Genomic DNA, 21,843 nt, shown 5'->3' with positions numbered 1-21,843 from the left:
CCATGAGAATCGCAGTCATCGGAACCGGGTATGTCGGCCTGGTATCGGGCGTTTGCTTTGCCTATCTGGGACATCAAGTGACAGCTGTCGATCTGGACGAGCGCAAGATCAGCCGGCTGCAGCAGGGCGAGGTGCCGATCCATGAGCCCGGTCTGCAGGAGCTGATGCAGCGGTGCATGGCAGAGGAGCGGCTGTCCTTTACTACAGCCCTCGCGGACGCTGTCGGCAGCGCAGAGCTCGTCATCATCGCAGTCGGCACGCCGCCGAGTCCTGGCGGAGAAGCCAATCTTCAATACATCGAGCAGGCGGCCCGAGATATCGCGCTTGCTCTGGGAGGCTACACGATCATCGTCACCAAGAGCACCGTCCCGGTGGGGACCAACGAGCGGATCGCCGAGATCATCGGCGGCTTGACGGAGCATCCGTATGATGTGGTCTCTGTGCCGGAGTTCCTGCGGGAGGGCTCTGCCGTGCTGGATACCCTTCATCCGGACCGGATCGTTATCGGGGTGGACCGCCAGCGGCCGCTGGAGCGTCTGCGCGAGCTGCATCAGCCGCTGGCCGAGCAGATCTTCATCACGGATATCCGCAGCGCCGAGATGATCAAGTATGCGTCCAATGCTTTCCTGGCGACCAAGATTTCATTTATCAATGAGATTGCCAACATTTGCGAGAAGGTAGGCGCAGACGTGACGGAGGTGGCCCAGGGGATGGGGTATGACCGCCGGATCGGTTCGACCTTCCTCAAGGCGGGCATCGGCTACGGCGGCTCGTGTTTCCCCAAGGACACCCAGGCGCTGATCCAGATTGCCGGCAATGTGGACTATGAGTTCAAACTGCTGAAATCTGTCGTGGAGGTCAATACGGATCAGCGGCTGAATATGGTCCGCAAGCTCGAAGCTGTCTGCGGGGAGCTCACGGGCAAGACTGTAGCGATCTGGGGACTGTCCTTCAAGCCAGATACGGACGATATGCGCGATGCCCCCTCGCTCGACATCATCGCAGAGCTGCGTCAAAAAGGGGCGGCGATCCGGGCCTATGATCCGATTGCTATTCCCAATGCGCGGCATATGATAAAAGATACAGAGATTGTATGGTGCGCGGAAGCCATGGCAGCGTTAGACGGTGCGGATGCGTTGTGTCTGCTGACGGAGTGGCAGGAGTTTGCAGACTGCGACTGGGAAGAGATGAAACGGCGGATGCGGCAGCCGGTGCTGATCGACGGACGCAATCTGTACCAGGGGGCCGACGCGGCATCCTCCGGATTCATCTACCGGTCAATCGGGCGCCCTCGGCTGGAAGGCGCGGCGATGCTGGCGCCGGGGCAGCTCCAGCGATGAGCAGACGACGTAAATTACTGATGGGCTGCAGCGCATTGGTCACCGTCATCCTGCTCGGCGCTCTGGCCTATGGCTGGCGCATGTACAATGCTGTAGAAGATACTGTCTTGCGGATGTATGTGCAGGTGGAGGAAGACAAGCCGCTCTATGTCAGCAATGATCCGGAGGTGAAGCAGGCGACTAGCACACCTGCGCCGGAGCGACTAGCCAAGCGGGAGTCGGTGACGATCCTCGCGCTCGGAGTGGACGAGCGGGCGGGCGACCGCGGCCGATCGGATACGATGGTCGTGCTCCAGATCAATCCGGCGAAGGAAAGGTTGGTCATGTTCAATATTCCCCGGGATACCCGGACTGAAATTATCGGACGCGGTACCATAGACAAGATCAACCATGCGTACGCCTTCGGCGGCGTTGAGATGGCGCTGGCGACGGTGGAGCATTTCCTCGATTATCCGATCGACTACTATATCAAGGTGAACATGGAAGGCTTCGCCCGGCTCGTTGACCTGTTCGGCGGTGTTGAAGTGAACAATGATTTTGCCTTTCAACTGGACGGGCACACCTTCGCCGCGGGTCAGCTCAAGCTGACCGGCACGGATGCATTGGCCTACTCGAGAATGCGGATGGACGATCCCCGGGGCGATCTCGGACGCAATACGCGTCAGCGTCAGATCATTCAGGCGCTGCTGCAGGACGCGCTGCAGCTCTCCACTGTAGCCAGACTGGACCAGCTGCTGCAGGAAGCCGGGCAATACGTCCGCACCAATGCCAGCTTCCAGGACATGCGTTCCTTTGCTATGGGCTACCGCAACGCGCTGCGCAGCAGCCGCATGGTAGAGATCAAGGGCGAGGGCCGCAAGATCGGCGGCATCTGGTACTATATCGTGGATGAGCAGGAGCGGGCGCGGATTCAAAGCGTGTTAAAGGAGCAGTTGTAGAGCATCCGAAGCAGTATAGGACGAAGGGAGTGCGGCTGTAGGTCACATTGATTCGACAAAAAGTGAGAAAATGTGCCTATTTATAACAATATGCTACATCCAGTATCATAGACTAGTCAGCATTGCTAGTATTGGCAGTCTATGTATATGTGCATAGAGCCTCTACAACATGTGACAACTTCAGAGAAATAGGGGCTTGATGCGTATGTTTTATAAAGTGATAAAACCTTTGATTGTGGTGTTAGTATTTATTGTCTGCTTCAGCAGTTTTGTTCCCGTAATTGCGAATGACACTTCTGCTGCCAAAGGAGGGGCTTATGTGGATTGGCGTCAACAAGAGATCCCTTTCGGGCAGCATTCCTACTATCTTGCCCCGTGGCGTTCATATATGGATACCTGGGACAAGAATAAATATTTGAACAGTCTGGGCGTTGTGTTTAACGGAGTTACAGCCGCAGAGGCCGATGCCACTGCGCAGGTGTTGTCTGAAGCGGGAATCCGGCATGCTCGGGTGGAGGTTGGATGGGACACTATAAGCTATGAAAACGACAACGTCCTCAATCCACACATGGAGAGGGATCTCAGAATCCGTCTGCAGGCGCTGGCAAAACACAATATTCGGCCGCTAATTCTGCTAAATGCCAACTCTGGCGCGCCTGGACCTAACGTCGTATGGGATGGCATACTCAAACAGCCTGCTGAAGCGGGCGCACGAGAGGTCTATCTGGAGTCGGTAGATGGCATTGTACCTTATTACACTGGCTTATCTGGATTATCTATTATGATGCATCCTGTGATTACCGCTGTGGATCCCACGACGGGAAAAGCAACCTTATCTGCCCCGCTTCCCAGAGCTTTGCCGGCTGGCAGCCAACGCTTGGCTAAAATGCGGTACCAGCCTTTTTCAGGTACAGTCTGGGGGGACGGGACGCCAAATCCAGCTGCCCAAGAGACATTAGATGGCTGGGTGAAGTATGTGGCGACCATTACCACTTTCGTTAAGGATACGCTACAAAGCGGATCAGCTACCGATGCCGGCTTTGATCTTGAGGTGTGGAACGAATTAACGTTTGGTTCTCAGTTCCTGGATATTAATAACTATTACAACCCCAAACTTAACTTCTCTCAGCAGCCAACGTACACTGAGGGGAACCTGAAGGTGTCGGGGGCACAGGTTATTTTTCCTTTAACGATTAATTATGTGAATGACCGCGCGAATGAATTGCCCGGCGTCCGTGTTATAAACGGTTTTTCCAACCAGCGCCCTTGGGATAACGGCACGGAGATGTGGACGAATCAGGATGGATTCAGCCGGCATTATTATACGGGGACAGACTTTCTCGCTTCCAATATGAGTATCCACAATACGAACCTTAAAAAGGATTCCATGCTGGATGCATTTGGCAAGCCTATGGCTACACCATTTATCCCAGCCCATATCAGCTCGTTTCCGGAACGCTGGTATTATGGTTATCAGACAGAGTTTGTCGTGCGTGATCTGCAGCCATTCCCTGGCCCATGGAGCCATCATCACCGGTATGCCAATCCGGGCAATGGTCATCCAGCCGAAGTATGGATGACCGAGTCGAATCTCTACAGAGGTCCATTTGCCCAGTTTCTTCGTTATCACGCTAATGTGAGTCTAACAGATCCGCGACTGACCAGTTTGATGCATCATATGGGGACCAAAACGACACTGCGAAACTATATTTTTCAATCACACAATGGACTTGAGAGGTTGTATCTCTACGCAGCCAAGCAGAAAGACCATGAGTTTGCATTGCTGCCGGAAGCCTTCTTCTCGGAGCTGCGGAATAGCGATTATCAATTGACAGATCGTGTGCGTAAGCAGATTGGTCCGCAACTGACAGCAGTAGGGAATGTGACGCGCCTTATGAAGAGCGGGGAGACGATCGAACAGCCGCGTCACATTCAGGTTAATGGCGTACGGGCACACCAGCCCCAAGTGGTGTTCAAAGGAGACGGTACGGCTGCGAACCCGGATCGTTATCAAGTGGAGGACTTTGCGGTACTGCCCTATCAGCTTCAAAGCAATCAGTTTGCTGTAGGGTACTATGTTGTCACTAGAAATGTAACGCAAGTCTGGGACTCCAAGAAAGATCCTCTGGACCCGGGTCGTTACGATATGCAGCCTCAACAATACGATATTACATTAGATAATGTGAAAGGCAGCGGAGCAAACGTTCATGCATACGATCCGATGACAGGACAAACCCTGCCTGTTCCTGTCAAGCAGGCAAACGCCAATTCGCTGACGGTGCAGTTGGAGGTTACGGACTATCCCCGGTTTCTGATCATTCAGGAGGATGGCGTCCAGCCGCTCATTGAGCGCCCGGAGCTGGTGAGAGTCGGCGGGGGAGCGGAGCTTGCCTTCACCTCCAATGTAGAAGGTCTGGCGACGGTCACTTGGGGCACGTATCCCTTCCGTACAGGCGGCAGCTTTGTCCAGGAGACATTTGCAGGGGATCAATTTAAAGATATCATCAATAGTTCACAAGTCGGGAAAATCGATTTTCGTGATCTGCCGGCACGTAAAAGTGCCTATCGCTGGACAGGAACGATCCAGCCGCAACATACTGAGGCGTATACCTTTATTGTGGATTCCGATACGTGCAATAACAAAGTCTATATTGATGGCGAGCTTATCGTTGAGGGCTGCGGCCAGCAGAAGATGGGCAGCATCGCTCTAAACGCCGATCAAACGTATGAGTTGCGTGTGGAATATCATAATGCCAATGAAACTGTGCACCGCATAACCTTGTATTGGGCAAGCCAAAGTCAGCCGAGGGAGACGGTAGCCCCCTCTCCGGATGCTGCTAATGCCATGAAGCTGGATGTCAAAGCCGGGGAACGTGTTCGCGTTGATCTGCCAGAGATGGCCATTGGCGAAGGCGTAAAAGTAAACTTGACCAGCAACGGCATTACAGCTGTGTATCCGCGTTGGAATTATGACACACAGGGTGCGATTTGGACGAAGTAACCTAGAGGCAAGAAGAAAAGAGCTTCTTTCGGGACGATGTCATTAAGATAAGCTTCACTTAATGACGTTGTTCCCGTGGAGGCTCTTTTCTTTGTTCGCAATGGAGGGACTAAAAAATGCGTCTGCTGAGATTAAGGACCCGCGCCATTCGACAGGGGCTCTTCATCTGCTTGTTATCCGCAGTGGTGGCTATTAGCGGCAGCGGCCCGACAAGTATATCTATATCCCAACTGCGTCTCTTGGCAGGTCCTTATATTGATGTATCGCAGCAGGGGCTTCCCTTCGGCTCACATTCTTACTACCATGCTCCTTGGCGTGCCTATATGGACACGTGGGATGCCTCCCGATTATTGGAATCGTTGGGTGTGGTATTCAATACGAATCCGCAAGAGGCCGATGCGACTGCCCAGATACTGGCAGAGGCAGGCATCGTATCTGCGAGAGTGGAGATCGGCTGGGGCTCGCTCGATTATGATGATGACAGCCGACTGTTGCCGCAGCAGCAAGAGAATGTGCGGCAGGTGCTTGGGGCGTTGCGCAGGCATGGGATTCGTCCCTTGATCTTGCTCAACAGCCATTCCGGGTTGCCCGCTCCCGCCAAGAGCTGGGAGGTGGAATTGGTCAAGCCGGCTATCCAAGGAGACAAAGTCATTTATCTCTCGGAGAGCAGCGAGATCGAGCCGCACTATACAGGCTTAAGGGGAGTGGCACACTATATGTATCCGGTCATTACGGCTATTGACCCACAGACGGGAAGAGCTACGCTGTCAGCCCCATTGCCCGCTTCTTTGCCGGAAGGCAAGATCGGGATAGGAAAGTTAAAGTATAGACCCTTCTCAGGGACTCATACGATAGATGGCATGGCAAATCCGGCGGCACAGGAAACGTTGGACGGGTGGATGACCTATGTCAGAACTGTAACAACCTTTGTGAAGGAGATCCTCGGTACGACTGGTTCACAGGATGCCGGTTTTGATGTGGAAGTATGGAACGAGCTCTCCTTTGGTTCACATTTCCTATACAGCAACGAATATTACGATCCGCCCATAGAATATGGACAGAAGCTGTCTTATCGTCATGGAGACCGCGAGGAGACGGGTCCTCAAGTCATTTTGCCGATGACCGCGGCTTATGTGAAGGATCCGGTCAATGAGCTTCCCGGAGTGAAAGTCATCAATGGATTTGCCAATCAGCGGCCTTGGGATCATGGCGCCAGTCTCTGGCCAGGACAAACAGGATTCAGCCGTCACTATTACACCGGTTGGGATCCCGTAGCGTCAATGATTACCCCTGAGAATCAATCCTTGAAGCGGGACACATTGCTGAATCGGTGGGGGGAACCGGATGTGTCGGGATTCATCCCGGCGCATGTAAGCGCCTTTCCTGAAAGGTGGTACTATGCGTATCAAACAGAATATGTGGTGCGGGATCTACAGCCTTTTCCCGGTCCCTGGAAGGAGCATCACCGCTATTCCCACCCTGGGGATAATGTGCCGCCTGAGGTGTGGATGACGGAGAGCAATCTGTACCGCGGCGCCTTTGCCAAAGAGCTGGCAAATCAAAGCGGCGTGGAACTGACAAATGTCCGGCTGTCTCGTGTGATGCATTATATGGGTACTAAAAGCACTCTGAGAAATTATATTTTCCAAAGTCACAAAGGCATAAAGTTAATTCACCTCTATGCTGCTAAAAGCAAAGATACTGAATATGCACTGCTCCCGGAATCGTTCTATGAGGAACTCAAACGTTCGGACTACCGGCTAACCCCCGATGTCCGGCGAGAGGCAGGACCTCAGATCCAGGCGATCCGGAACGTTGTCGATCTGATGAAGGAGGGGGAGACCATCGATCAGCCCCGCTTTCTTGGCGTCGAAAGCATTCAGTCTGACGATGACGTGCTCGTATTTGAGGGTAATGGGACGGAAGCTTTGCCGGACCGTTATCGGCTGGAGGACCTGGCTGTTCTCCCTTTTCAGCTGCGCGACAATGCATTTGCTGTTGCATACTACATCGTCACCCGGGATATCACGCATTCATGGCATCCCGAGCAGGGGCTGCTTGACCCGGCACGTTATGATATGCAGGAGGTTGATTATGAGATCACTCTATCGAATGTGGCTGGTCTCGGAGTCTCGCTAACCGTCTATGATCCGATAACGGATGAGCAATGGCAGCCGAGACTAATAGAGGCTACTAAAACGACCCTCACCGTTCGGCTTCCGGTTACAGATACGCCGCGTTTTCTGATGATCCAGGAGGAGGGGCCCCAACCCTTGATTGTTACCCCTGTTTTAGCTGCACGGGATTCGGGTGCAACTTTCAGTTTTACAGCTACAGTGGCTGGAGAAGCACTGTTGCAGTGGGGGGCATATCCGCTGCGATCCGCTGCAGATCCTGCCAACAGATATGAATTCATTGTTCAAGCCGGTGAACAAGTTATGGTGGATCTGCCTGATCTGGTATCAGGGGATGGGATCAAGCTCATGTACACCTCAGAGCAGGGAATCGAGACCAGCTATCCATACTGGGATTATGATGTTCGGGGGGTATTCCGTGGAAGGGATAACGATTCATAACACGCGTGGCACGAGGAATAGGCTTGTTTTTGAAAAAGCTTGACGATAGAAAATGAATTTAGTATGATTCAAATATGATACAATATGTATCGAAAAAAAGTGGAGAGGGTGAAAAATATGAAACCATATGTCAAGCCGGTTGTATTGGCGCATAGCCAGGTGAAGTTTGAGACGGTGATCTCCAACTGCGTGCCGCCTAGCTTTCCTGGAACATGGCCGGGAGGAAACATCTGCGTTAATCCGGATGGAAGCTGGACGCCTCTGCCTTAATTTTTATGTTAAAGCTTCAAAACCAGCATACATGGGATTAATCGGGGATTTCCGGTTAATCTCTTTTTTTGTTGAAATTAATCGTAATGGAAAATAAATCTTGACAGCGTTTGGACGATGGACTAAATTAAAGGTGTGATACGAACTGTAACAATCTATGAAATACTAAGATGGGATGCTGGAGGAAAAAGCAATGATCAAACTACTGAACGCCTTATATAGCGACAACGGCGAACCGTGGCCGGACTTGGCCCAGACGGACCTGCTGCAGGAGATCGACCAATTCTCGATGCACGCCCAGATCTATCACCTTATGATGAGGCACCCTCATATCTCGAAACGCTTGCCTGAGCAAGTGCAACAAAGCTTTAAACGCGCACATGATCAAACGGCTATTCAGAACCTGATGCTCCAACATACAGAACGTCAAATATTGCGCCGGTTCGACGAACATCGAATCCTGGCGATGCCTTTGAAAGGTACTCGCTTTGCCGAACGATTCTTTGGTTCCATCGCAGCACGTGCTACATCGGATGTCGATCTGCTCGTGCAGCCTGCACATCTGGATCAAGCGATAGCGCTTATAACAAACATGGGCTTCACTTTAGATAAAATATTACATAATCATGCCGTGCTCTATAGACCGATAACACCAACCATTCCCTTAATGATCGAGCTTCATTGGACATTGGATAAGCCGCATCTTTCGGAGCTGCGTGATGCCCCGTTCTGGGAGAGCTCACTGCCTATGGAGGGGTATAGCGGCATACGGGAGCTTGATAGCCAGTCAACCTTTTATTTTATGATCCTCCATGGCATGCGGCACCGGATGGACTCGCCCCGCTATCTGGTTGATCTCGCACAAATGCTGTTCTATCATGGCGAGGCCATTGACCTTCAAGACCTTGCCGTGCGGGCGCGTGAGGATCGGACCTTGCGGCGTGTTCAAGGGGCCTTGTCGATTGTCTATCAGCAGTTCCCGCGGCTGCATGACCTCAAGCCTCTCCCGTTCCCCGTCATGGAGACCTATTGGACGTACGAGGCGATATACGACCGCAAACGCGGCAAGCGCGGACTGGACGACTACAAGAACCGAATGTTTTTCCGCTTCGGGATTTACGATACGTGGAAGCACCAGATTTTGTCCCAACAGCCCATCTACCGGCGGCTCGGCAAACGGCAGCCGGAACAAACGACAAAGGAGATTCCTTATGGTTGAGTTGAAGGTTCAGATCGCCGAGCACAACCTGCAAGTCCTAACCTATTCACCACATGTGGCTATTTTTTTTGAAGAGCATTATCTTCCAGCAGAAGATACCGGAGGGGAGCCCGATCTGACCCTTGTCGTCCACGACAGTTACGGATGCCCTTTCGATGGCTATGAGGTGGAAGTCAATACACATGAGAGGGTCATTCAGTTCTCGAGAGCCGATTACCGAATCGATGTCGATGAAGACTTTACCCGGGCGTCGGTGCAGGTCCATGATACCTTTGCACTGAAGCACGCCCTGATGAACCTGTACAGTGCCTTCGCCGCACATCGGGGCTGGGGGCTGCTGATCCATTCCTCCTGCATCATGGAGAAGGAGCAAGCTTATCTCTTCGCAGGTCCATCAGGAGCTGGCAAGTCTACTGTCGCTTTGCTGTCTCGACCTCGTCCCATCCTTGCCGACGAAGCGACCATCGTGAAGATAGGCGATGAGGAAGCTGTGGTGTTCGACTCTCCGTTCCGCAGCGACTACGGGTCGCCGAGCCGCCGCGATAGCGTGCCGCTGCGTGCGATTCAGCTGCTCCGTCAATCGCAGGCTAACAGCCGCGAGCTGCTTCCTGCCATGGATGGGTTGATGGGAATTATGGATAAAGTGTTCTTTTGGACTTCGGATGTGGCCTCGACGCAGCGCGTCATGCGTCTCTGTTATCGCCTGGCCGCGACGGTACCGGTATATGAACTGTATTTTCAAAAAAACGATTCGTTCTGGGAGGAGATCAGCTGATGACCAGCTATGTGTGGAGTGAACAATGCAATGAAGCTGTACAGATGGACGACGCTTGGGTGATTCTTAATCCGGTGACGTTTACGGTGACTAAGCTAAATGAAGCTGCGGGCTTGTGTTGGAATCTGCTGAGCGAGCCGCGAACCTCTGTTTCACTGGCCCAGATCCTCCAAGAGAATTATGAGATCTCAGAGGAGGAGGCCAGCAGAGACGTGGAAGCATTTCTCGAGCAAATGCAGCAGATCGGACTGGTACGGCATGCAAGCTGATGCAGATGTCATCCGTATGGTGAAGCATACCGTGCAACACCGCGGATATATCGATCTTCCTTCCCAGGGAAAAAGTATGTATCCACTGATCCGCCAAGGCGATCTGTGCCGATTCGTTCATGCTGAATTCAATGAACTGAGACCGGGAGATATCCTGCTCTTCCGGTCGCGTGAAGGGCAATTGGTGGGACATCGCTATCTGCACACACGCAGTCAGGGGGGGGAGCCGGTGCTGGTCTGCAAGGGCGACTCCAACCTGAGATCGGATAGCCCAGTTCCTTACGGAGATATCATCGGCAAGCTGTTGTGGATCAAGAAGAAGGACCGGTTGATCCTCTCCAGCCACTACCGGGCGCGTCTGTTGGGCCAGGCGTTGACCCGGTTCCCGGGCTGCTCCCGCTATATCGCACTTTATCTTAGATGGAAGAAAACTACGTGAAGGCAGAGGTAACGCCAATGAACATGCGCGCAAAGCTGACCACGAGAATGAAGCGGCTGCTGGAGATCGGCGAGATGAAAGAGCCCCTTAAGCTGATCTACGGCTATATGAAGCGGTACAAAACCCTTTATATCGAATTGTTTGTTTTTATGCTGATCGGTATTGCCTTGACAATCTCCTACACCTGGTTCCTGAAGCAGATCACCGATTCGGCCTTGCTTGGCGATGTCGCTACAGTCCGGCAGTTGATCCTCATGGGCGTACTGTTTATTCTGCTGAACGGCATCATCAACTATCGAGTCTTGGTGGCAGGAGCTTCCGCAGTGCAGCAGGTAAAACGTGATTTGAAGAGCGATCTGCTCCACCATATGTTGCGTTTGCCGGCGGGCTACTATAACAAGCATCATTCGGGGCAAATGGTGTCTCATCTGACTAACGATGTGAACGGCATGGACGGGGCGATCGGGACGAATGTACTGGAGATGATCCGACTGCCGCTGATGGCGATCGCCGCTTTTGCTTACCTGGCCACGATAAACATGGAGCTGACGCTGATCTGCGTCATCATTGGTCCGATAGCCGCGGTAGCGGGCGGGGTGTTCGGCAAGCTGCTGCGCCGCCGGAGCCGCGAGATCCAGGGATTGCTGAGCCGCATTCAAGTATTCCTGAACGATACTTTCTCAGCGCACACGGTCATTCGCGCCTTCATGATGCAGAAGAGAGTGCATCAGACCTATAGCGAGCATAATGAATCCTTGCTTCAGCTTGAGATGCGAATGGCAAAGCTGCGCGGATGGTTCCAGGTTGGATCCGGAGCAGCGGGAACAGTCGCTTTTTTTATGAGCATGGGGCTGGGGGCCGTCTATGTGGCACAGTCTAAGATGTCGGTAGGCTCACTGCTCGCCTTCGTCAGTCTGATGCAATACCTGATCTCTCCGATGACAGGCATGGCCTCGCTTTGGGGAGCCTTTCAGCGCTCCATCGCGGTTGTTGAGCGGCTGGTTGGGCTGCTGCGTGCGGATACGGAGTCGCGGTCGCTGCCAGATCCAGTTCAAGCAGTAGGGGATGCGCCAAGCCTGAGCTTCCATGATGTAACCTTTGGCTATGAGGAAGGCGAGTCTGTGTTCGAGCGCTTCAATCTTGAGGTGCCTGGCGGCACGGTTGTCGCGCTGGTAGGACCCAGCGGTTCTGGCAAGAGTACGCTATTTAATCTGACGCTAGGCTTCTACCCGCCGGGGAAAGGCTCGGTCTGTATGGATGGTACGGACACGATGGCTATGCCGATGGAAGAGTGGCGCAGTCGCATCGCTTATGTGCCGCAAGAGACGTATTTGTTCACAGGCACGATCGGCGACAATATCGGCTGCGGCCGGGAAGGGGCAACCATGGCCGAGATCGAGCAAGCAGCGATTGCAGCGGGTATCCATAGTTTTATCTCTGCCCTCCCTGACGGCTATGAGACTGAAGTTGGCGAACGGGGGGTCAAGCTCTCTGGAGGACAGCGTCAACGCATCGCGATCGCTAGAGCCATCCTGAAGGATGCGCCTATCTTGTTATTGGACGAGGCGACTTCGGCGCTTGACAGCGAGACTGAGCAAGAGGTGCAGGAAGCATTGGAGCGACTGATGGAGAACCGGACTACGCTGGTTATTGCTCATCGTCTATCGACGATCAAGTATGCCGACACCATCGTGGTTCTCGATGATGGCAAGATCGTTGAGCAGGGTGCCCATCATCAGCTTATGGAGAGCAAAGGGCTATATCACCGGCTCTATAATTTGCAGTATAAACAACAGGATAGGGGAGACTCGCTTCGATTAATGGCGAATCCGTAAATTATATGATACATTTTGTATATTTTCCAGAGGTGATTATAAAAATAACATTTGACATGATACAAAATGTATCATATATTTAGCGATAAGGATGCTACAGTTGGTAGCATTAATTTAGGAGGCTCGGAGGGAAATGACATTGGAGATTAAAGAATATGTCCGATTGATCGTGAAGCGGATCTGGATCGTTATTGCTTGTGTGATCATTGCCACGGCTACGACTGCTTACTATATGTATGCCACTTTTCAACCTGTATACGAGGCATCGACCAAGCTGATCATCAACAGTACGATCGGTCAGTCCGGCAATGAGCAGATCGACTATGGCACGTTAACTTTCACTCGTATGTTTCTGGATACCTACAGAGAGATTATCAACACTCCGGCGATTATGGAGAAAGTGGTAGAGGAACACCCCGAGCTGCAACTCACGGCCAACCACCTGATCCGGAATGTCCAAGTTCTGACTAATAACACTTCGCAAGTAATGACACTTCGTGTATTCGATACGGATTATGAGCGGGCAGCATTAACTGTCAATGCAGTCTCGCATGTGTTCAAGGAGCAAGTTCCCATCATCATGAAGGTGGATAACATCACCATCCTCAATGAGGCTCCTGTAACCGCCAATCCCTTGCCTGTGAACAACAATATTAATCAAACCATTATCATGAGCTTTGCCATCGCCCTTATATTCGGGATCGCATTATGTTTCCTGCTGGAATATCTGGACGATACCCTGAAAACAGAAGAGGATATCTCGGAAGTGTTTGGAGCGCCAACCCTTGCGAGTGTAGCCAAGATTCGTAAAAGCGATCTGAAACACAGACGTCAGCAGCAGACCAAAAAGGCAGGTGAAGCCAGTTATGCGACAATCTCAAAATAGTCAGGCCTTAATTATGGACATCAACCCGGAGTCATCGATTGCTGAGTCATATCGGGCGATTCGGACCCGCATTGCCTTTCCTTCAGACGGTAAGGAACTCAAGGTCATCATGATTACTTCTACCAAACAAGGCGAAGGCAAGTCGAGCACCGCGGCGAATATTGCCATCTCCATCGCTCAGACCGGGAAGAAGGTGGTATTAATTGATGCTGACCTGCGGAGACCTGCTTTGCACCAAATGTTCGGCGTGGTCAACCACACGGGTTTGGCTAATTACTTGGCTAATTTATCCGTGGAACCTGACGAAGTCGTTCGATCCCTGCACATTGATAATCTGTTCTTTATTCCTTCCGGGCTTACACCTCCGAATCCTGCGGAGCTGTTAACGATGCAGCGGATGGATGAGATTCTTGCATATCTCAAAAAAGTCTACGATGTCATTATTATCGATACTCCGCCTGCTCTGTCTGTATCGGATGCCCAGATCGTGGCTGCCAAATCGGACGGCGTGGTTGTGGTCGTGGAATATGGAAAGGTCAATCGATCCAATGCCAAAAAAGTAAGCTTCTACCTGAATCAAGTCAATGCCAAGCTCCTTGGGGTTGTTCTGAATAAGGTGAAACGAAAAGACCTCCGGGTCTATCAATAGCTTGCCTATACAGGTAATGTCTACTGCACCTTTATCACTGTAGATACTCGGCCATGCTGTGGGTCCCAAGCGACCTTAGACGTTTATCGTCAATGGTGTGGCGTGAGGACGGGTTGAATGCCCCTTATACCTTTATAAGCATTAAGTATGCTGTTTTGAGGACTCGATCGTATTCAAAACAGCATACTTAATGTCTATATAAAAGCGAAGTCAGTATTGGAGGGGACAACGTTGAGGAAAAAGCCAGTCATTGTATATGTGGCTCATGATGTTGGTGGACAAGGAGGGATGGAGCTTCATTTGGAAGAGATCATCACCCGCTTAAAACACCAATGCGAGCTCGTAGTCGTGTCTACAACATTAAAATTAAGCCAAAAAGAAGGCATTCGTCATATCTATATACCTGTTATTGCAAGGCCAGCACCGATAAGAATGATTATGTTTGCCGTACTGGCTACCATTCGTATTTTCTTTTTAAAACGAGACTTGCTTCATACGACGGGAGCCATAGTTTTTAACCAGGCGGATTATTCAACCATCCATTTTTGTCATGATGGCTTTATTAGAGCTGTTGGGAATACGAGGGCTAATTTGGACCAATCATTTCTAAGAAAGCTGAATAGCAGAGCTGCCACCTCAATAGCTTTGATAATGGAAAGAATGATTTATGTTCCAAAACGAACCAAACATCTGATTGCTGTTTCCAAACGAGTGCAGCGAGAACTGCTCGATGCATTCCCTTACAAGCCAACAGAAGTATCTGTTGTTCCCAATGGCGTCGACCTTACTAAATTCAAACCCGCTGAGGGGAAAGACAAAAATAGATTAAGAAAGCACTACGGTTTGGATCAAGAAAAAACCTATTTACTCTTTATGGGGGGGGATTGGCCCCGCAAAGGGTTGGATTATTTAATTGATGCATTTAATAAACTTGCGGATTCATTTCCCGATATCGGTCTGCTAGTGGTCGGAAAAGGAGATCCAACGCCTTATAAAAACCAGTTAAGACCGGAAGCTAGGGAGCAGGTTGTTTTCGCCGGGATGCAGTCTAAACCGGAAGAATGGATGGCGCTAAGCGACATTTTCGTGTTTCCCTCCAGCTATGAAACATTTTCATTGGTGGTGCATGAAGCAGCTGCTGCAGGTCTGATTATTCTTACCACTGAAGTTGGCGGTATTGAAGATTTGATTCGTAATGGGAAAGACGGAATATATATCGAACGCGATGCGGATAACATTTACCATGCCTTGAAGCAGGTCCTTAGCGATTATGACGATCATCTCCAAATGGGTGTCAGTGTGAGAGAGCGCGTTCGTTCTTTGACATGGGAAAACACATACGAAAAAATGATGAAGCAGTACATGATTGATCTCGCAAAGATAGAAAGAAGGGGAGGCCAACTTGAACATCTTAATGAATAGGAGCAGGCGGTCGATCGGAAACAACAACGGCTTGTGATGGTATAAAGCCGATATCCGTGCAATAAAAGGGAGAGAAAAGAGATGAGAGTGGGATTAATCATGCCGCTGGCTAATCAGCGTGGAGGAGCGGAGCTTATGCTTATGCATCTGCTCAAAGCTAATAAAACTTACGGTAAGATCGACTATCAGGTTGTTTTCCTGGAAGATGGACCGCTCGCACAATATGCACAAGCATTGGGCTATCCTGTGCAAGTCTTTGAGGCGGGTCGAGTGCGGGATCTACATAAGTATATTGCCTTGGTCTTTAAATTAAGGCGATGGATTAAGGAGCAGGAGATCGATCTAGTCATGTCTTGGATGAGCAAAGCGCACTTATATATCGGTCCAGCGGCTTTGCTGTCCGGCACGCCTGCAATCTGGTGGCAGCATGGAAAGAGTGGTGGAAGCTTGATGCAGAAATTGATACATGTCATTCCTGCAAAAGCTGTCATCTGTTGCTCGGCTGCAGTAGAGAGAGAGCAATCCGTCATGACCCCCAAGCTCACAACAAAAGCAATCTATCCTGCTATTGATGCAGAAGTCATGAACAAAACCATAACCATATCTGTCGATGAGGCAAGAGATCAATTAGGTTTACCCAAGGATAAAATTATAGTAGGCATAGCAGCAAGAATGCAACGGTGGAAGGGTGTGCATGTGTTCGTTGAGGCGGCTAAGCTCATTCATGAACAGAATAAGAATACGCATTTTGTCCTTATTGGCGGCGAGCATTTTTCTGAAAAAGAGTATCACACGGAGATCAAACAGCTTATAACTACCTCTGGATTGTCTGCATGCACGACATTTGGAGGGCATCAAAGCAATCCTGCCTTATGGATGCGCGCGTTCGACATCGTCGTTCATGCGTCCATTGGTTTTGAACCTTTCGGTATGGTTGTTATTGAAGGCATGGCGCTTGAGAAAGGGGTTATTGCAACAAAAACAGGCGGACCTGAGGAAATTATCAGCGATGGAATCAACGGTTTGCTTATCGAACCCAATGATCCGTCGGCATTAGCTTCTGCTATCGGAAGACTGATTGAAAAGCCGTCATTTTTGCAAGAACTGGGGAGTAAAGCGAAATTGCGGGCGGGTGACTTTCGCTCTGAACGACTGGCCGAGGATACCGCGGATTTTATTTGTTCTGAATATAACGGCCGAGTTGTACGGCGGCCTTCTCATAAAGCAAAGGCACATGGTTAAAAGGAGAGGACGTTTTTGAACATCTTAATACGTAAAGTAAAAAGCAGCAATTACGCACAGGTTGCTGTCGTATTCCTGCTTGCTGGTCTGTCAAGTTATGTATTAGGACGTTTGGTCATTAATCCTCAAATGAGCAGGTTTTTGATTTTTGCCGTCCTTTTTTTAATCTCCTTTGCCATAAGTTTAAAGAAGCCAAGGGTCGTTCTCGTGGGGCTGCTGCTCTATTTACCTTTTATGGGCTTCTTCAGAAGGCTGCTCATTCCTCATGCCGGATGGAGTCAATTTGATCCGCTCGTGCTGCTTGCGCCCGTCATTGTTCTAATGCTGGGCTCCTATTGGCTTTATCGGACCTATATGCAGCGTCAAATCATTGAAGACGATAGTACCCTATTTAAGCTTATCCGCGTTTTAGTACTCCTTGAAGTTTTACAAATTTTAAACCCTCTTCAGGGATCAATTATGGTGGGCTTCGGAGGGATATTGTTTTATATCGTTCCTTTGGCTTGGATGCTTATGGGCAGATTGTACATGAATTTACTATGGATGAAACGCATTTTTATGCTTGTTGTCGTTATAGGCGTCATAAGTTTGCTCTATTCCTACAAGCAGGTCAATTATGGTTTTTTTAGCTTTGAAGAAGCGTGGATCGAATTGGGCGGATATGCAGCTTTAATGGTTGGTCAGGGTGCGAGAGGATTCTCCTTTTTTACCAGTGCTTCGGAGTACGCGCAGTATATCACATTCGGAGCCGTGATATGCTGGGGACTTTTGCTGCAAGGCAAGAAATCGTTTAAACTGGCAGCGATTATCCTGCTACCGCTGTTTTTCTACGCGATTATGATGACCGGAAGCAGAGGTCCGCTGCTGTTCACCATCGTAGCGATAGCAATCATGACGATTATGAGTGTGAGGCAATTGAAGACGCGGGTTCTCGTTACCGGATTAGTTGCATTTGGACTGGTCTTCACCTATCAATTCATCATCTCCATTGATGCCAGTAACAACGAGCTAATCGCTCGCCAAGTGAACGGATTTGCCAATCCTACGGATGAAAAGCATTCTACGCTTGGACTGCATTGGGCTATTTTTGTGGAAGGAATTAAGAATGGATTCTCCAATCCGATTGGGGATGGATTGGGGAGTACAACCCTGGCAGGAAAAAAGTTCTCTGAAAACCACGTTAACTCTGAGGTAGACCTCAGCAACATGTTCACCTCTCTAGGGCTGTTCGGAGGGATCTTGTACATGTTCATTATTTTTCATGTATTGAAATTAGCTTTTAGACACTGCAGAGACGGTGTTGTGTTTATGTCCATTTTGGGCATTCTGATCTGCAGCATCGGTAGCTGGGCCATTGGTGGGAACTATTCAACCGCCATCCTAATCTGGCTATGTATAGGGTTTTTGGATAGATACAAGCTTTCATAAAACTCTGGATTTAAAGAAAGGAGTGAAATTTTAAGGTGAGAATCTCCATTGTCGTTCCAACCTACAAACGGATCTCCGATCTTGAACGATGCCTGAAGGCGATTGATGGATTGAAGCTCCAGCCCCATCAAGTTATCATTGTATGCCGTGATATAGATCAAGAAACGCAAGCCTTTCTGGTTGTGTGGAAAGAGCTCAAAAAAGCATACAAAAAAGAGACTAAAATCGTTACTCTTCCTGGAGTAATACATGCGATGAAGGAAGGGTTGAAACTGTCCGAAGGCGACGTAACTGCTTTTATTGATGATGATGCGGCTCCTCGACCCGAATGGCTCCAATCCTTGGCCCGGACCTATTCAACTCCGGATATTGGAGGCGTCGGGGGGAGAGACGTCATTCATAATACAACCACCGAGATGCTGCCGCAAAAAAGAGTAGGGCAGTTAACCTGGTACGGACGAGTGATCGGGAATCATCATCTGGGCTCAGGTGAGGCTAGGGAGGTGGACATCCTAAAAGGTGTTAATATGTCTTTCCGAACCCATTTGATTGAATTCCCTGATTACTCCAAAGGAGAAGGGGCGCAGGTTCATTTTGAAGTGTATCTATGTTTAAGGATTAAAAAGATGAGATTCAAATTAATCTATGACCCCAATATTATCGTGGATCACTACCCTGCGAAACGATTCGATATTGACCAGAGAAATAAAGTGGTGCCCTTGGCTATTACAAACGCCTCCTTTAATCAAACTGTTGCCTTGTTAACCTGTGCACCCACGCACAAGGTTATTTTTCGTTTTCTATATACCGCCATGATTGGAGACCGGAGTACACCTGGGTTGGCCCGGTTAGCATTAGCCGTATTACTTAGTGAGGAGAATGTGATGAAGTCTTATATACCAGCGTTAAAGGGACAGTGGAAAGCAGTCGGTTTCTACTTGAAGCATCTTTTTTCCAAATCGACAGCCTTAAAGTCCTGAAATGCCAAGGAAGGTATGAATAATGAAGCAGTTATTTATGAGGGGCATTGTAATCAACCTTGGGGTTATGGCCATCAATTTACTAACGGGTATTTTAAGTGCCAGATATCTTGGACCGGAAGGAAGGGGGATTCTAGCAATAGCCATGAGATATAGTGGGCTGTTTGCCATGATTTTTACCATAGGCCTCCCAGGCGCGGTAATTTTCTTAGGTAAATCTTTTCCTCATAGGCAAAAAGAGTTGTTCGGCACATTTTTAGTATTGGGAGGTATCATGGGAGTTATTGGCTTAACAATTGGTCAAGCCATTATTCCAAATGTGCTAAGCAGCCAGCCTCAAGAAGTTGTTATATTGGCTCAAATTGCAATGATTGCCGTCCCATTTGGTGTTATGGCAGATGGACTCATTGGTACGTTGCAGACTTTGAATAAGTTTGGACACGTCATGTTGCTACGTGTTTTGAATCCAATCGGCTTGTTATTCATTATTTTAGTATTGATAGCAACTGACAATTACTCGGTAAGCACATTTATTAAATGGAATTTGCTCTTTTCTGTATCTATGTTCCTATTGCCTTTAACTTGGACAATTAGAAACGTCAAACCAAAATTTTCTCGGTTAAAGACCAATTCAAAGGAATTGTTAAAAAAGGGAATGCAGATTTATTCTGTCGGTCTCGTATCAAGCTTTGGAGGCTCATTAGATCAACTTGTACTTTCTTTATTTTTAACTACTTATACTCTTGGTTTATATGCGGTCGCTTCAAGTGTTGGGAGTATTCTGCCTTCCGTTGTTATTGGCGCGTTGGGGATTTACCTGTTTCCCAAATTAATGGATTTGTCTGATGGTGATAAAAAACATAAAGTGCAACAATTGCATAATGCACTTCTTTATGGAACTGCGATATTGTCTTTAAGTTGCAGTATAATCTTGCCGTATGCGCTACCGTTTGTATATGGAGCTGAGTATAAACAAGCGGTAGTTATTGGACAAATTTTGCTAATGAGCGGTATTATGCTAGTTCCTTATATGGTCCTAAGTAATTTTTTATCGACTAAGGGGAAATTCCACTTTATTACCGTTGCAGAGATCATTGGGCTGAGCTTTGGAATTGGAATAGCTATTCTTTTATTAAAATCATTAGACGGTGTAGGGGCAGCTATAGGATTGGTAAGTGGCGCATTTGCAAAATGGGCCTTTTTGGTTTATCAATGTAAGCGCCTTGGAATCAGTTTAAGGGGACTTTTTTTTCCGGATATCGTTTCTTGGGGAAGGTTGGCCATCAAAGGATGGGGTCGCAGGGAACAGACAAAAGAAGTAGGCAATTAAAAGGTAGAGTTGAGTATGATGTATTCTCAGTCGATTGACCTTGAGGTGAAGGGATGAAAGTAATACAAATTGTAGATGAATTCAGTTCAGCAGGTGGGATGGAACGTTTTATATATGATTTCTCTGTAGAACTTCTTATGAAAAATCATGAGGTTTGTATTATGACATTGCAAGCTTCAGATTATGGGAATTGGGGAAATGACAATGTTGAAGTAAATGTTTTAGGGAACAATATTCATTCTTGGAAAGGCTCTGTGGAAACGTATAGTCCCGATTTAATTGTATGGCACGCAACTCCGCATACGGCTACCCTTGTGGAGGAACTGTCTCATATTTATAAGGTAGCTTGCGTCATACACGGGGTTGTATGTCCATCAGGAAGTAGATTGTACAGGGATCGCAATGAGGTGTGCAAAAGAGTAAGTGGGAGTTACTGTTTGGTTAATTGGTACATGCGACAGTGTGGGAATGTGAAATCTCCCAAATTGGCTATTCAGGCTATTCAATCCCATCGCAAGATTTTAAGTGCTTTGATGAGCTGCCGAGAGGTCTATGCAGTCAGTAATGCTGTGCTTGAGTTTCTTGTAATAGAAGGAATCAATCGAGAAAACATCGTAGTATTTGATAATTCAGAGTGGTCTTTGAATGCAGTACCGCCATTAAAAGTGCCCAAGCCCAATCAAAAGTTAAACTTGCTGTACGTCGGTCGACTCGTCTATTCAAAAGGGGTTCAGTTTTTAATTGAAGCTGTACAACAGTTGGTCAAAGAAAGTGTTTCCGTTCATTGCTATATTATAGGTGATGGTTGGTACCATTCCAAACTAAAAGTATTAGTTCATAATATGGGCTTACAAAGCAATATTACATTTCTCGGTAAGCTCCCCAGAACGAAGGTGGAAACATGGTATGAAAATACTGACATCGTCGTTGTTCCTTCAATTTGGCCCGAACCTGCGGGGTTGGTGGTTCCAGAAGCGAGACGTATGGGCAAGCCTGTAATTGTATTTGAAAGCGGGGGGTTACCGGAGTGGAGCACGGAAATGGACGGTATTTTCATTTCAAAACACGCTGATGCCATCAATTTGGCGGAAACAATTAAAGGTGTACTTTACTTCACTCCTGAAAGTGATAATCACTCAGTTCAACATAGTAAGACTCGGAACTCATTGTATAAGGAGATTATGCACAGAAAAGACTATATTTCTAAACACCATAAAAGGAAGGTGCCGTAAAGTTTTGATTTT

At 48.9% G+C, this 21,843-nt stretch carries 17 protein-coding genes; all 17 read left to right on the top strand.

Annotated features, from left to right (window positions below; all coding sequences use genetic code 11):
• Positions 1–2 precede the first annotated feature (2 nt).
• The 17 genes from ABC336_RS08580 to ABC336_RS08500 all read left to right on the top strand — a co-directional run bounded on the left by ABC336_RS08580 (position 3) and on the right by ABC336_RS08500 (position 21,831).
• Positions 3–1,340 (top strand): UDP-glucose dehydrogenase family protein, encoded by a 1,338-nt coding sequence (locus ABC336_RS08580; protein ID WP_413238261.1) that lies wholly within the window; start codon positions 3–5, stop codon positions 1,338–1,340.
• A complete protein-coding gene (locus ABC336_RS08575; protein ID WP_413238260.1) occupies positions 1,337–2,278 on the top strand; it encodes an LCP family glycopolymer transferase in 942 nt (313 codons plus the stop codon). The genes ABC336_RS08580 and ABC336_RS08575 overlap by 4 nt, the downstream gene beginning before the upstream one ends.
• Positions 2,279–2,483: 205 nt before the next feature.
• Complete coding sequence (locus tag ABC336_RS08570) at positions 2,484–5,279, top strand: PA14 domain-containing protein (RefSeq protein WP_413238259.1); 2,796 nt, start codon at positions 2,484–2,486, stop codon at positions 5,277–5,279.
• A 323-nt stretch (positions 5,280–5,602) separates the two neighbouring features.
• Positions 5,603–7,855: a hypothetical protein gene (locus ABC336_RS08565; protein ID WP_413238258.1), complete on the top strand. Its 2,253-nt coding sequence runs from the start codon at positions 5,603–5,605 to the stop codon at positions 7,853–7,855.
• Positions 7,856–8,318: 463 nt separating this feature from the next.
• Positions 8,319–9,344 carry a nucleotidyltransferase domain-containing protein gene (locus ABC336_RS08560; RefSeq protein WP_413238257.1) on the top strand — a complete coding sequence of 342 codons (1,026 nt, stop codon included), beginning with the start codon at positions 8,319–8,321 and terminating at the stop codon, positions 9,342–9,344.
• On the top strand, positions 9,337–10,119 hold the full coding sequence (locus ABC336_RS08555; protein ID WP_413238256.1) for a hypothetical protein: 783 nt from the start codon (positions 9,337–9,339) through the stop codon (positions 10,117–10,119). Before ABC336_RS08560 ends, ABC336_RS08555 begins: the two co-directional genes overlap by 8 nt.
• Positions 10,119–10,388 carry a PqqD family protein gene (locus ABC336_RS08550; RefSeq protein ID WP_413238255.1) on the top strand — a complete coding sequence of 90 codons (270 nt, stop codon included), beginning with the start codon at positions 10,119–10,121 and terminating at the stop codon, positions 10,386–10,388. Before ABC336_RS08555 ends, ABC336_RS08550 begins: the two co-directional genes overlap by 1 nt.
• Positions 10,378–10,827: a signal peptidase I gene (locus ABC336_RS08545; protein WP_413238254.1), complete on the top strand. Its 450-nt coding sequence runs from the start codon at positions 10,378–10,380 to the stop codon at positions 10,825–10,827. The genes ABC336_RS08550 and ABC336_RS08545 overlap by 11 nt, the downstream gene beginning before the upstream one ends.
• Positions 10,828–10,844: 17 nt before the next feature.
• On the top strand, positions 10,845–12,662 hold the full coding sequence (locus ABC336_RS08540; protein ID WP_413238253.1) for an ABC transporter ATP-binding protein: 1,818 nt from the start codon (positions 10,845–10,847) through the stop codon (positions 12,660–12,662).
• 133 nt (positions 12,663–12,795) lie between these two features.
• Complete coding sequence (locus ABC336_RS08535; protein WP_413238252.1) at positions 12,796–13,548, top strand: YveK family protein; 753 nt, start codon at positions 12,796–12,798, stop codon at positions 13,546–13,548.
• On the top strand, positions 13,529–14,197 hold the full coding sequence (locus ABC336_RS08530) for a CpsD/CapB family tyrosine-protein kinase (RefSeq protein ID WP_413238251.1): 669 nt from the start codon (positions 13,529–13,531) through the stop codon (positions 14,195–14,197). Before ABC336_RS08535 ends, ABC336_RS08530 begins: the two co-directional genes overlap by 20 nt.
• A gap of 231 nt (positions 14,198–14,428) precedes the next feature.
• Positions 14,429–15,619: a glycosyltransferase family 4 protein gene (locus ABC336_RS08525; protein ID WP_413238250.1), complete on the top strand. Its 1,191-nt coding sequence runs from the start codon at positions 14,429–14,431 to the stop codon at positions 15,617–15,619.
• An 81-nt stretch (positions 15,620–15,700) separates the two neighbouring features.
• A complete protein-coding gene (locus ABC336_RS08520; RefSeq protein ID WP_413238249.1) occupies positions 15,701–16,861 on the top strand; it encodes a glycosyltransferase family 4 protein in 1,161 nt (386 codons plus the stop codon).
• Positions 16,862–16,876: 15 nt separating this feature from the next.
• Entirely contained in the window at positions 16,877–18,289 is a 1,413-nt protein-coding gene (locus tag ABC336_RS08515) for an O-antigen ligase family protein (protein ID WP_413238248.1), read from the top strand.
• Between the two features lie 35 nt (positions 18,290–18,324).
• On the top strand, positions 18,325–19,269 hold the full coding sequence (locus tag ABC336_RS08510; protein WP_413238247.1) for a glycosyltransferase family 2 protein: 945 nt from the start codon (positions 18,325–18,327) through the stop codon (positions 19,267–19,269).
• Positions 19,270–19,291: 22 nt separating this feature from the next.
• Positions 19,292–20,599 carry an oligosaccharide flippase family protein gene (locus ABC336_RS08505; RefSeq protein WP_413238246.1) on the top strand — a complete coding sequence of 436 codons (1,308 nt, stop codon included), beginning with the start codon at positions 19,292–19,294 and terminating at the stop codon, positions 20,597–20,599.
• A 53-nt stretch (positions 20,600–20,652) separates the two neighbouring features.
• Positions 20,653–21,831: a glycosyltransferase family 4 protein gene (locus ABC336_RS08500; protein ID WP_413238245.1), complete on the top strand. Its 1,179-nt coding sequence runs from the start codon at positions 20,653–20,655 to the stop codon at positions 21,829–21,831.
• The last annotated feature ends 12 nt before the right edge of the window (positions 21,832–21,843 follow it).

The organism is Paenibacillus jepli (assembly GCF_047238105.1).
Lineage (GTDB): Bacteria > Bacillota > Bacilli > Paenibacillales > Paenibacillaceae > Paenibacillus_D.
This window is presented reverse-complemented; position numbering and strand designations above follow the sequence as displayed.